The sequence below is a fragment of the Mycobacterium sp. ITM-2016-00316 genome (assembly GCF_002968335.2).
Taxonomy (GTDB): Bacteria; Actinomycetota; Actinomycetes; order Mycobacteriales; family Mycobacteriaceae; genus Mycobacterium.
Genome location: NZ_CP134398.1, coordinates 3912330 through 3924712, shown reverse-complemented (window position 1 = coordinate 3924712; position 12383 = coordinate 3912330). Strand labels below are relative to the sequence as shown.

Annotated in this window: 10 protein-coding genes and 2 pseudogenes; 9 read left to right on the top strand and 3 right to left on the bottom strand. The window is 65.9% G+C overall.

Annotation, left to right across the window (positions count from 1 at the left end; all coding sequences use genetic code 11):
- The first annotated feature begins 56 nt into the window (after positions 1-56).
- The 6 genes and pseudogenes from C6A86_RS18845 to C6A86_RS18820 form a co-directional block, all read left to right on the top strand.
- Positions 57-902, top strand: a complete 846-nt coding sequence (locus tag C6A86_RS18845; RefSeq protein ID WP_199196245.1) for a PfkB family carbohydrate kinase — start codon at positions 57-59, stop codon at positions 900-902.
- A 311-nt stretch (positions 903-1213) separates the two neighbouring features.
- Entirely contained in the window at positions 1214-3142 is a 1929-nt protein-coding gene (locus C6A86_RS18840) for a 2-oxoacid:acceptor oxidoreductase subunit alpha (RefSeq protein WP_105363962.1), read from the top strand.
- Positions 3139-4218, top strand: a complete 1080-nt coding sequence (locus C6A86_RS18835; RefSeq protein ID WP_105363961.1) for a 2-oxoacid:ferredoxin oxidoreductase subunit beta — start codon at positions 3139-3141, stop codon at positions 4216-4218. Before C6A86_RS18840 ends, C6A86_RS18835 begins: the two co-directional genes overlap by 4 nt.
- A gap of 85 nt (positions 4219-4303) precedes the next feature.
- Positions 4304-4813, top strand: a complete 510-nt coding sequence (gene mobA / locus C6A86_RS18830) for a molybdenum cofactor guanylyltransferase (protein WP_105363977.1) — start codon at positions 4304-4306, stop codon at positions 4811-4813.
- A gap of 1136 nt (positions 4814-5949) precedes the next feature.
- A pseudogene (locus tag C6A86_RS18825) lies at positions 5950-6183 on the top strand (transglycosylase family protein); the annotation flags it as partial.
- A 333-nt stretch (positions 6184-6516) separates the two neighbouring features.
- Positions 6517-6747 (top strand): annotated as a pseudogene (locus C6A86_RS18820) (transglycosylase family protein); the annotation flags it as partial.
- Between the two features lie 175 nt (positions 6748-6922).
- On the opposite strand, the gene C6A86_RS18815 reads toward C6A86_RS18820, so the two are convergent.
- Positions 6923-8077, bottom strand: coding sequence for an FAD-dependent oxidoreductase (locus tag C6A86_RS18815; RefSeq protein ID WP_105363975.1), 1155 nt, complete (start codon positions 8075-8077; stop codon positions 6923-6925).
- A gap of 121 nt (positions 8078-8198) precedes the next feature.
- On the opposite strand from C6A86_RS18815, the gene C6A86_RS18810 reads away from it, so the two are divergent.
- The 3 genes from C6A86_RS18810 to C6A86_RS18800 are packed head-to-tail and all read left to right on the top strand — an operon-like array spanning position 8199 to position 10641.
- Complete coding sequence (locus tag C6A86_RS18810) at positions 8199-8738, top strand: dimethylamine monooxygenase subunit DmmA family protein (RefSeq protein WP_105363959.1); 540 nt, start codon at positions 8199-8201, stop codon at positions 8736-8738.
- Positions 8735-9670 (top strand): PDR/VanB family oxidoreductase, encoded by a 936-nt coding sequence (locus tag C6A86_RS18805; RefSeq protein ID WP_105363958.1) that lies wholly within the window; start codon positions 8735-8737, stop codon positions 9668-9670. The genes C6A86_RS18810 and C6A86_RS18805 overlap by 4 nt, the downstream gene beginning before the upstream one ends.
- Positions 9667-10641 carry a DUF3445 domain-containing protein gene (locus tag C6A86_RS18800; protein WP_105363957.1) on the top strand — a complete coding sequence of 325 codons (975 nt, stop codon included), beginning with the start codon at positions 9667-9669 and terminating at the stop codon, positions 10639-10641. The genes C6A86_RS18805 and C6A86_RS18800 overlap by 4 nt, the downstream gene beginning before the upstream one ends.
- A gap of 56 nt (positions 10642-10697) precedes the next feature.
- Here C6A86_RS18800 and C6A86_RS18795 read toward each other — a convergent pair whose 3' ends face one another.
- On the bottom strand, positions 10698-10916 hold the full coding sequence (locus C6A86_RS18795; RefSeq protein WP_105363956.1) for a hypothetical protein: 219 nt from the start codon (positions 10914-10916) through the stop codon (positions 10698-10700).
- On the bottom strand, positions 10917-12248 hold the full coding sequence (locus tag C6A86_RS18790; RefSeq protein WP_311100822.1) for an ammonium transporter: 1332 nt from the start codon (positions 12246-12248) through the stop codon (positions 10917-10919).
- Positions 12249-12383 lie beyond the last annotated feature (135 nt).

Genomic DNA, 12383 nt, shown 5'->3' with positions numbered 1-12383 from the left:
CGGCCACGTCACCATGTGCCGACGACAGGACAAACCGCAAGCAGGGGAATCGATTGATGGCGCCAGAGCTCGTCCCGGGCGTGACTGTGCTGGGAAACCTGGCCATCGACGTCATCAACGGGGCTCCGCCGAGCCCGGGTGGATGCGCTTCGTTCGCCGGCGTGGCACTGGAATCCGCGCCGGGCACCGCCCACATCGTGGCGATGGGCGAGGAGAAGCATCACGAGCTCTTCGACCCGGTGCTCGAGCGGTTCGGCTCCCTGGTGCGCCTGCTGCCATCGGATCGCACCAGCGGATTCAGCCTGGACTACGACGACACCGACCACCGGCACATGGGGGTCCAGGCGATCGGCCCGGTATGGACACCGCGCGATGTCGACACTGACGACCCCCGCACCACCTGGATCCACCTGGCCCCGCTGTTGCGCACCGATTTTCCCGCCGAGACCCTCGCTCACCTGGCGGCCCGCGGTCACCGCATCGCCTACGACGGCCAGGGTCTGGTGCGCGCGGACCACGTCGGCCCGCTGAAACTGGACCGGCATTTCTCCCCGGAGTTGCTGCGCCACCTCGACGTGCTGAAGCTCGCCGAGGACGAGGCCGTCATCGTCGCCGATGGCGCCTTCGACCTCGCGACGGCCGAGGCGCTCGGGGTGCCCGAGATCCTGGTGACCTACGGCTCAGAGGGCTGCGACATCTATAAGGACGGCCGCGTGGTGCGGGTGCCCGCCGCCTGGCGCGTGATGGATGTGCAGACGACCGGCGCCGGCGACATGTTCACCGCCTGCTACGTCGCGCACCGGGCAGCCGGGGCCGACCCGCGGCGCGCCGTGGAGGTCGCCAGCGAGCTGGTGGCCCGCGAATTGCAGAAGCGCGTCGGGGTGCGTTCGGCTCAGGCGTAACCGCTGGTTGAAACGATCCACTTGACACCCGTCAAGTTTGACCGGCAGAGTTCTACTGCACGGTAACCAGATCCTTAGAGAATGACGTTCTCCAAAAGTGATGAAGACCACATCGTGACGGGAACTCGTCCTGCTTCACTGCCCTGAACAGGCAGTTTTTCTCGACGAAACCCGCGTGTCGCCGGCTCGCCGGTGATTGGTCACCCTAAGAGAAGTGCCATACTGGTTACCGGCAGTGACACCAAAAGTTTTTGACGCAAACGCCCCCGCGACCGATGCGCGACTCGCGCGGGTGTGAAAGGCAGGAAGTCGTGGGCCAGAACGGCAACTCGGGGACACCCCGGCAGAAGCTGGAGAAGGTGGTCATCCGCTTCGCCGGTGACTCCGGAGACGGCATGCAGCTCACCGGGGACCGGTTCACGACCGAGGCTGCCCTCTTCGGCAACGACCTTGCGACACAGCCCAATTACCCCGCCGAGATCCGCGCACCACAGGGCACCCTGCCCGGTGTGTCGTCCTTCCAGATCCAGATCGCGGACTACGACATCCTGACCGCCGGCGATCGTCCCGATGTTCTCGTCGCGATGAATCCTGCCGCATTGAAGGCCAACGTGGGGGACCTCCCTCGCGGCGGCCTGATCATTGCCAACTCCGACGAGTTCACCAAGCGCAACCTGGCCAAGGTCGGCTACGACGCCAGCCCCCTGGACAACGACGAACTGTCCGACTACGTCGTGCAGCCGGTGGCGATGACGACCCTGACGCTGGGTGCGGTCGAAGCGATCGGTGCGTCCAAGAAGGACGGTCAACGCGCCAAGAACATGTTCGCCCTCGGTCTGCTGTCGTGGATGTACGGCCGCGAACTCGAGGCCAGCGAGAGCTTCATCCGGGACAAGTTCGCCCGCAAGCCCGAAATCGCCGAGGCCAATGTGCTGGCGCTCAAGGCGGGCTGGAACTACGGCGAGACCACCGAGGCCTTCGCCACCACCTACGAGGTCGCCCCGGCCAAGCTCAAGAGCGGCGACTACCGGCAGATCTCCGGTAACACCGCGCTGGCCTACGGCGTCGTGGCCGCCGGGCAACTCTCCGATATCCAGGTCGTGCTGGGTACCTACCCCATCACCCCGGCCTCCGACATCCTGCACGAACTGTCCAAGTACAAGCACTTCAACGTGATGACCTTCCAGGCCGAGGACGAGATCGCCGGCATCGGGGCCGCCATCGGCGCCTCCTACGGCGGCGCGCTCGGCGTCACCAGCACCTCAGGTCCCGGTGTCTCGCTGAAGTCCGAGGCCATCGGCCTGGCAGTGATGACCGAACTGCCCCTGCTGGTCATCGATGTGCAGCGCGGCGGCCCGTCCACCGGGCTGCCGACCAAGACCGAGCAGGCCGATCTGCTGCAGGCCCTGTACGGGCGCAACGGTGAGTCGCCGGTCGCGGTGCTCGCGCCGTGCTCTCCGTCGGATTGCTTCGACATCGCCATCGAAGCGGTGCGGATCGCCATCGGCTATCACACGCCGGTGATCATCCTGTCCGACGGCGCGATCGCCAACGGTTCGGAGCCGTGGCGCATCCCGGACATCAGCACCTACCCGGCCATCGATCACACGTTTGCCAAGTCCGGCGAGCCGTTCGAGCCCTACGCCCGCGATCCGGAGACCCTGGCGCGTCAGTTCGCCGTGCCGGGCACGCCGGGCCTGGAACACCGCATCGGTGGTCTGGAATCGGCCAACGGCTCGGGCAACATCTCCTATGAGCCCAAGAACCACGATCTGATGGTCCGGCTGCGCCAGCTCAAGATCGACGGCATCACGGTGCCGGATATCGAGGTCGACGACCCGGACGGTGACGCCGAACTGCTGCTGCTCGGCTGGGGCAGCTCGTATGGGCCGATCGGGGAGGCGTGCCGTCGCGCCCGCCGCAACGGCATCAAGGTCGCGCACGCACAATTGCGCTATCTCAACCCGTTCCCGGCCAACCTCGAAGAGGTGCTGCGCCGCTACCCGAAGGTGGTCGTGCCGGAGATGAACCTCGGCCAGCTGGCGCTGCTGCTGCGCGGCAAGTTCCTGGTCGACGTGCAGTCGGTCACCAAGGTCGAGGGCATGGCGTTCCTGGCCGACGAGGTCGAGGGCATCATCGACGCGGCGCTAGATGGAACGCTGCGCGAAAAGGAAACCGACAAAGCCAAGTTCGCCCGGTTGGCCGCGGCCACCGTGGAATCTGTGGGAGCGAGCGCATGACCGACCTGATCGGCTCTGATCTGGGCCTGACCGAATCCCTGAGCAAGACTGCGCTGGTCCCGACGACGGACCAGCCGCAGAAGGGCAAGGACTTCACCAGTGACCAGGAGGTCCGCTGGTGCCCGGGTTGCGGTGACTACGTCATCCTGAATACGATCCGCAACTTCCTGCCGGAACTGGGTCTGCGCCGCGAGAACATCGCGTTCGTCAGCGGTATCGGCTGCTCCAGCCGGTTCCCGTACTACCTGGAGACCTACGGTTTCCACTCGATCCACGGCCGCGCGCCGACCATCGCCACCGGTCTGGCACTGGCTCGTGAGGACCTGTCGGTGTGGGTGGTCACCGGTGACGGTGACTCGCTGTCCATCGGCGGCAATCACCTCATCCATGCGCTGCGCCGCAATATCAACATCACCATCCTGCTGTTCAACAACCGGATCTACGGTCTGACCAAGGGCCAGTACTCGCCGACCTCCGAGGTCGGCAAGGTCACCAAGTCCACGCCGATGGGCTCGGTGGACTACCCGTTCAACCCGGTGTCGCTGGCGCTGGGTGCCGAGGCCACCTTCGTCGGGCGGGCGCTCGACTCCGACCGCAAGGGTCTGACCGAGGTGCTGCGCGGTGCCGCGGCTCATCGCGGTGCCGCCCTCGTGGAGATCATGCAGGACTGCCCGATCTTCAACGACGGTTCCTTCGACGCGCTGCGGAAGGAAGGCGCCGAAGACCGACTGATCAATGTCACCCACGGGGAGCCGATCACGTTCGGCGCCGACGGTGAGTACGCCGTGGTCAAGTCCGGGTTCGGCCTGGAGGTCGCCAAGACCGCCGATGTACCCGCCGATCAGATCGTCGTCCACGACGCGACGATCGACGACCCGGCGTACGCCTTCGCGCTGTCGCGGCTGTCCGAGCAGAACCTCGATCACATGGTGATGGGCATCTTCCGGCAGGTGAGCAAGCCGACCTACGACGACGCCGCGCGCCAGCAGATCAGCGCAGCCCGCGAGGCCAAGGCGCACGACACGGCCGCACTGCAATCGCTGCTTCGCGGCAAGGACACCTGGTCGGTCGACTAACGTCAGCGCGGTGACCGCATCCCAGGGGCTCTCAGCTGACACGGGCCTGGCTGGGATCGTGCTGGCCGGCGGCGCTTCGCGCCGGATGGGGCGCGACAAGGCCACCCTGGTGGTTCGTGGCCAGACACTCGTCGAGCGAGTGGTGAGCACCGTCGGCACCCGCTGTGCACCGGTTTTTGTCATCGCAGCTCCCGGCCAGGCGCTTCCCGACCTGACTGCGCAGGTCCTGCGCGACGAGGTCCGCGGCGTCGGTCCGCTGCTGGCGACGGCACGGGGACTGCGGGCTGCCGCGGATGCGGGTCGGACATGGGCCTTCGTCTGCGCGGTCGACATGCCGCACCTGGGCGCCGGCGTCATCGATGAACTGTCCGAGGCCGCCGCATCCTCGGTGGCCGATGTGGTCCTGCCCTGGGACGGGCGCGACCATTATCTCGCCGGCCTCTACCGCACTGCACTGGCGGCCAGAGCCGATGAGTTGGTGGCGGCCGGCGAGCGCAGCATGCGTGCGCTGGTGGATGCCGCGGACACCCAGCGCATCGTCATGGAGCAACGGCGCGAGCTGACCAACGTCAATACGCCGCAGGATCTGGACTGACCGCTCGCCAATCCGCGGCCGAACATCCAGCAAATTTGCAATTGATACGCAAATCCCGCTCCATTTGCGTGCAACCGAGTTTATGCGCTCCGATCATGTTCGAATAACGTGTATGCAATTGTTGTATTGCGTACGCATGCGGCCGGGTGGTGCCGGTGCCGGTATGTCGCAGTGCTCCCAGACACCCTCTGGCAGAGATGATTTGAGCCAACTGGGCGCGCGCTGTCAATGTCCTGTGCGGCTGGTCTGATTGGGCGTTGAGCCCGCCGACGGTCGAAATGCGAGGTGTGTGCGCCCAGTCGGCGACCACCCGCGCGGGGTATCGGCACGCGAGTGTCGCCGGTGCATGGCACTTCGGTCTCTGTAGGTGCCAAAATCATTGTAGTGCAGGCTATTTAGACGATGAACTACGAATAGAGCTGCGCCGCTATGTAGTTGCTCTACATAGCTGCATGGTTGTGAAAACGCCTTCATATCAATGGAATTGATGTTCACGACGGATATCGGCGGAAGGCGGCCGGTCAGCGAACAGATCGTGACCGGGGACCGCTTGTCGGATGTGTGAGGGCGGCGATTTCGGGGAATCCTGCACCATCTCGGCCGCCGCCGCGCGATATCGGTGGTGCAGCTCACAAAAACCCTGTGATCTGCCTCACCGAAAAGGCCTCGACCTGCAATTCAGGCTTTGCCGCGGAATTCCGTGCTGACCTGCGCCGTCCGAGCGGATTCCCCGCCGTGATCATCCTGTTATCTGAAAGCGACACGTTCGACATCGAAGTGACTTCGCTGCGCGTTTTTTGTACGTTCATGTCAACTCCAGAGCCGGAGCAAATAACTACATAATCAAGAACCTGCGTGTGAGTGGGCCGACGACGGGACGAGATGTCCGTCGGGCAATCGGATGTGTCATCCGGTGAGACGTCATGTGTCTCCACTGTCGTGCCTGACCGAGATGGCACGCCCCAAATTCTGAGCCTGAGTATTCAGGCATGCCGTCCGCGTTCGCGCGGGCGCTCTTTGGCGCGCGCTCGGCGAGAGGATTGACGTTGAAGAACATCCGCAAAACGTTCGGTATGGCCACCTTTGCCGGGGCGATCGCTGTTGCTCCGCTGGCTATGGCCACAGGTACCGCACATGCGGACTCCGTGAACTGGGATGCCGTCGCGGCCTGCGAGTCGGGCGGCAACTGGGCCATCAACACGGGCAACGGCTACTACGGTGGCCTGCAGTTCACCATGGGGACCTGGCGCTCCAACGGTGGTTCGGGTGCGCCGCACGCCGCCAGCCGCGAAGAGCAGATCCGCGTCGCGGAGAACGTTCTGCAGAGCCAGGGCATCGGTGCCTGGCCCTCCTGCGGTGGCCGGGGATAACCCGATATCAGACGAATCACAATGGCGCCGGGCTTTCCGCCCGGCGCCATTGTTTTCTCATGAACAACGCTGATATCCAGCCGCCTCATAAGAAACTGCTAAAACTTCCGCCCCCTCCGTAACGGGTGACGCCGATCACCCGAAACACCGGATAACCGCGTCGCAAGAACGCTTCACACCTTGTTCGCGGCCCTCGTGTCACCGGTCGGGGAAGGACCGCAAATGAAGAACATCCGAATCGCCATCAAGAACATCCTGACGAAGAGCCTTTGGGTGGCCGCCGCGACCGGCGCGCTCTCGGTGGCTCCGATGGCCATGTCGGCCACCGCCAGCGCCGACAGTGTCAACTGGGACGCCATCGCGCAGTGCGAGTCGGGTGGCAACTGGGGCATCAACACCGGCAACGGTCACTATGGCGGCCTGCAGTTCAAGCCGGCGACCTGGAGCGCCAACGGCGGGGTGGGTTCGCCGGCCGGCGCGTCGCGGGCCGAGCAGATCCGCGTCGCCGAGAACGTGCTACGGACCCAGGGCCTGGGCGCCTGGCCCAAGTGCGGCCCCCGCGGCGCCACTCCTGCGGTCTTCAGCACCCCCGGCACCCAGACTCCCGCTCCGGCGGCCGTCGGCTGCCAGGCCATCCGCGGCGGCGCGGTGTTGGGGATCTTCGACTTCCGCAAAATGTGCACGATGGTGCAGACCGCGGCTTCGGCCTTCCAGCCGCGCTGACATCGCCGGGTAGTACTCAGTCGCGGGGTAACACGAAGGCCGACCGCCCGGCCACCGCGGCCAGATGCCTGGCCAGCGCCGCCTCGGGGATCAGCGCCGTGGCCCTGGCGGCCAGCCCACCGAGTGCAGCGGGTCGCATGTTGATGACGCGCCCGACGGTCCGGGATTCCAGCACCAGTGCGCGCACCCGACGCCTCCGGAACTGCGCGAAGCGCTCGAATGCGCCCGACAGATCGGTCTCCCCGCCGACGGTCAGCGCCGCGAGAATCGCCGCATCCTCCACGCCCTGGCAGCCGCCCTGACCGAGGTGGGGGCGCATCGGATGCGCGGCGTCACCGACGAGCACCGCCCGGCCGCGGGCCCACGTGGCGGCGGGAGCGCGGTCGTAGAGATCATTGCGGAGCACCGCCGCCGGGTCGGTGGCCGCCAACAGGGCGGGAATCGGTTCCGGCCAGTCGCCGAATACGCGCTGCAGGTGTGCGTGCTCCCCGCCCGCTGCCGTCTGCCCCTGCGGTACCCGCTGAGTGGCGAACCAATAGGTGTGCGCCGGGCCCATCGGCACATGGCCCACCTCGAGTCCGGGTCCCATCGTCTCCCCGGCAAGGTCGGGATCCAGTGCGTACGAGGCGATCCCGCGCCAGGCGGTGTAACCCGCGTACTGCCGGGAGAGCTCGCCGTTGAGATGCCGTGCCACCAGTGAGTCCACGCCGTCGGCACCCACCACGGCGTCGACGGTGGCAACGGACCCGTCTGACAACGTGATCCGGGCTCCGGTGCCCGACACCTCGAGCGCGGTGGCGGCGACACCACGCGTCACCGTGTCTCCGGGCAGGGCCCCGGCCAGGATCTCGGTGAGCGTGCCGCGGTGGATGATGACCAGTGGTTCGCCCAACGCCCGCACGATCCGGTCGGCGGCCGGTCTGCGCAGCCACCGGCCATCGCGCCAGCGCAGCGCACCGGCGCTGACCCTGCCGCCGGCGGCGCGCACCTGCTCGCCGAGGCCCAGCACGTCGAGTGCGGCCAGTGCATTGGGCCAGATGCTGATACCGGCACCGATGGCGGTATCGGTGCGCTGTTCGATCACGGTCACGTCATGACCCACCCGGCGCAGGGCCACCGCGGTGGCCAGTCCGGCGATACCGGCGCCGACGATCATGATGCGCTCGGCCATGTCGCCGACCATATCGGGCGCCACGTCAACCAGACGAGACAGTGAGGTCACATCACCGAAACGCAGCTTTGGTTTCCTGAAGGTCAACCTCGTCAACCACTGGTGTCCACAGGAAGGGCTCATGCGACCGGACCTCGAGCTGACAAGTGTGCCCGGCTGGGCGCTGAACCCCACCCAACCCGATGCCGACCTCTCCGGGCGGGCCTGGACCATCATCGCCTTCGGGCCGCGCGGCGCCGAGGTCGCACGTGACTGGATGGCCCAGATCGTCTCGGCCGGTCGCGAATCCGCGGTACGTCTGCATCAGGTGGATGCCGGGCAGGCGCTCGCGGCACTGACAGCAGACCTGGCCGACGCGCGGGTGGGGTGGCGGCTGATGATGGCCGGACCCGCCGATGCGTGCCTGGAACTGCGTGGCGCCGCGACCGGCCTCGGCGTCGCGGATGACGAGATGACAGTGGCGTCCACCGACGTCGATTCGCGCGCGGTGCACTGTGTGCACTGTGGGTCCGTCACCCGCGCCCGGGTGCAGCTCGACGAGGTGCTTCCCTGCGCATCGTGTGAGCGGAAACTACTGGTATATCACCATGTTTCGCGTCGAGGCGGTACATATCTGGGGTTCATGGTCGATGCCGAGTGCCCGGCCGAGGTCGTGTCGTGAACACCCTCAAACTCGTCGTGACCGCGGTCGATGACAGGATCGCCGGCATCCGGACACTCACCTTGGCCGATCCCGACGGAACGGCCCTGCCGTCCTTCACACCCGGCAGTCACATCGTCGTGGAGTGCGGTGGTAGCGCCAATGCCTATTCGCTGACCGGTGACGGCAATTCGCCGATGTCGTACGTGATATCCGTGCTGCGCTGTGACGAAGGCGCCGGTGGTTCGCGGTGGATTCACGACGAACTTGCGCTGGGTGACACCGTCGCCGCAAGCCCCCCGCGCAGCGCGTTCGCACCGGTGCTGCGCGCGCGCCGACACCTGCTGGTCGCCGCGGGAATCGGCATCACCCCGATGGTGTCGCACCTACGCAGTGCCCGGCTCTGGGGACGTGACGTCCGCCTGCTCTACATCCACCGACAGGGGAGGGGGGCCTATGCGGACACCATCGCCCAACTCGGCGGGCACGCCTCGATCCATACCGGCCGTGCGGAGTTCACGAACGAGTTGCTCGCCGCACTTGCCGACCAACCCTTCGGTACCCATCTCTACGTGTGCGGGCCTGCCTCGTTCATCGAGTACGTCACCGTCGCGGCCGCGGATCTGGGCTGGCCGGCCAGCCGGATCCACGTGGAACACTTCGGATCCGACGCGCTCGATCCGGGTGAGCCGTTCGCCGCCCGGGTCACCTCCACCGGTGAGGAGTTCGTCGTCGACGCCGGTGTCTCGCTGCTGGAGGAGTTGGAGCGCCGCGGCTTCGAGGTGCCCAACCTGTGTCGCCGCGGGGTGTGCGGAGAATGCCGCCTGCCGGTCGCGTCCGGTGCGATCACCCACCGCGACCTGTACCTGACCGATGCCGAGAAGAAGGCCGGTGATGCGCTGATGGCCTGCGTGTCGCGTGGCGGAGACGACACCCTGGAGGTAGCACTGTGATCTCGACACCCGATCTCGTCCGCACCTTTCCTTTTCCCTTCGCCGCCGACACGTACCGCTACAGCACCAATGTCGAGCCGGCCGGGGCTGCGGTGGCGACCCCGGTCGGCCGGTGGGGCGAGCGGGTGGTCGATGTCGACAGCGAGTACGAGCACGAACTGGCCGAGCGGGCGGCCATTCTGGCCACCGATCCGACCCGGAGTGCGGTCCTGCCGCATATGCGCCCGGCCTGCTGGGACACCATGCTGACCCTGATGCGTGAGCTCGCGGCCGGCTATCCGGACAGCATGTCCCTGCACCGACACGGCACCGGGTGGCGTTGGCGCAACGACAGATTGGGCATCGAACAGGACTTCGTCCTCGGCGATGAGAGCACGCTGCCCAGTGAACCGCTTGCCTATATCGCCGGCCAGGTGCAGGAGGACATTGTCCTGCTCGATCAACGCGATGGCGATCTCTTCGGTGATGCGGGTGTGGTCACCTTCGCCGCCGACTGGTCGTTCGGATTCGATGTCGGCATGACGTTCCTGGAGATCCACGGGCCGGTGCCCCGGCTGCGGGCAACCGGGGTGATCACCCGTGCCCGGGAATTCCTGATGCGGTTGCAGCCCGGTGAGACCTACCGGCGCACGAACTGGACGCTGACCATCGGTCGCCGCCTTGACGTCTCGACCGAGCTGTATCACGAGTGGGGCCCGGACCGCACGATGATCAACGGAGTCACCGACGAGGAATTCGGGCGACTGGTGCACTTGCGTGTCGAGGTACAGCATCTGATCCGGTTGCCGGAATCGGGTTCCATCTGCTTCCTGATCCGCACCTACATGTTGCCGCTGGCCGATGTGGCTGCCGTCGACGCCTGGCGGGTGCGGGCGGCGGCCGTACTGGCCGAGCTGCCCGAAGACATCGCCGACTACAAGGGCATCATCGGGTACCGCGACCGCGCGGTGCAATGGTTGCGGCAGGCCTGACAGAATAGGGAAATCGCCCGAATCCATGCGGATTCGGGCGATTTCCCTGTGGTTGCTCAGTAGGGTGTCGGCTCGCCTTCGGCAACCGGGCCGGGCTCCACCGGCTTGTGCTCGATGATCGCCTTGTAGGCGGCGTTCTCGTGCTGGATCATGCGGACGAAGAAACCGATGAACAGCAACACCGCGAGGATCGACACGATCCACACGCCGAGCGAGTATCCGCCGAAGGTGAACACCACGCCTGCTTCGTCGTAACTGTCGATGGGACTGAACATTTACTTGACCTCCTCGGTGACCACCAGTACCGCGCCGTTGGTCCGCATCGCGGTGATCGGAATACCCTCGGGGTACGGCGTGGCCGGGACCTCGCTGAGATCCAGACCCTGCTCCTCCACCTCGGGCGGAATGCGCAGCAGGCCAACCTTCTTCAGGCCCAGCGAGACCAGATAGGCGGGAATGAAGCCGAGTGCGGCGAAGACCACCGCGCCAACCGCCTGGCCCCAGAACGAGACCGACGGGTTGCCATCGGTGTTCGGGTAGCCCGACAGGAAGACGCCGGCCATCAACACCGAGTACAGGCCGATGCCACCGTGCACCGAGACCGCGCCGACCACGTCGTCGATCTTGAACTTCTCCAACAGCTTTCCGATGAACGGCGCGATCGCGCCGGCGCCCAGTGCGATGATGAAGCCCAGCGCCGGGTGGTACAGATCCATCCCGGATGCCACGCCGATGACACCACACAGGCCGCCGGAGATGGTCCAGAACGGTTCGCCCCGTGATGTGACGTAGGCGCCGATGATGCCGCCGGCCAGGCCCATCAGGGTGTTGAAGGCGAACGCGCTCAACGTCGTCGGGCTGCCATAGATGGTGGCGTAGCCGGTGGGACCATAGATGACGCAACCCATCAGGAAGCCGAAGAAACCGGTGAATATCAGCATCAGGCCGACCATCGTCAGGGGCAGGTTGTGCGGGCGGATGGTCACCGGGGTGCCGTCGGGCAGGAACCGCCCGATGCGCGGCCCGAGGTTGATCAAGATGCCCAGCGTCGCGAAACCGGCGATCATGTGCACGCAACCGGCCGCACCGACATCGTGGAAGCCGAGCTTGGTGAGCATCCACCCGGCGCCGTGCCACCCCCAGGCTGCGCCGATGATCCACGTGACCGATCCCACCATGACGGTGAGCACCAGGAATCCGCTCGTCCGAATGCGTTCCAGTACAGCCCCGGACATGATCGATCCGGTGGTGGCGGCGAACAGCGCGAAGGCCCCCCAGAAGATGCCGCTCGCCGGGTCCTGCACGTTCGGGCCCATGTTGTCGCTCCACGGGAGCGCAGCGCGCGCCGCGTCGGTCATCTCGATGAAGCCGCTGGGCATCGCGTTGTACAGGAACCAGCCGACGAAAAAGAACGACGCCACGATCGTTGCGAAGGCCAGCAGGTTCTTCATTGCGGTGGCGAGCACATTTTTCGACCTCGACGCGCCGACCTCGTAGGCGAGGAAGCCCGCGTGGATGAGCATCATCAAGGCTATGGACATCCAGTAGAAGAACTCGTTGTTGACGGCCGCCATCGTTGAGAAGGCGTCCTCCACTTCAGGTGTCAAAAGGACCTCCGCCGATCGTTTCTGGGGGATGTGGTGGGGTGGGGGAGGCACTGCGTTTAATCACAGTGGCCTTGAGGTACTGACGGTGTACCGGATTGAAACTAACTGCGCGAATGTGTCCGAGCGGTCAATGCG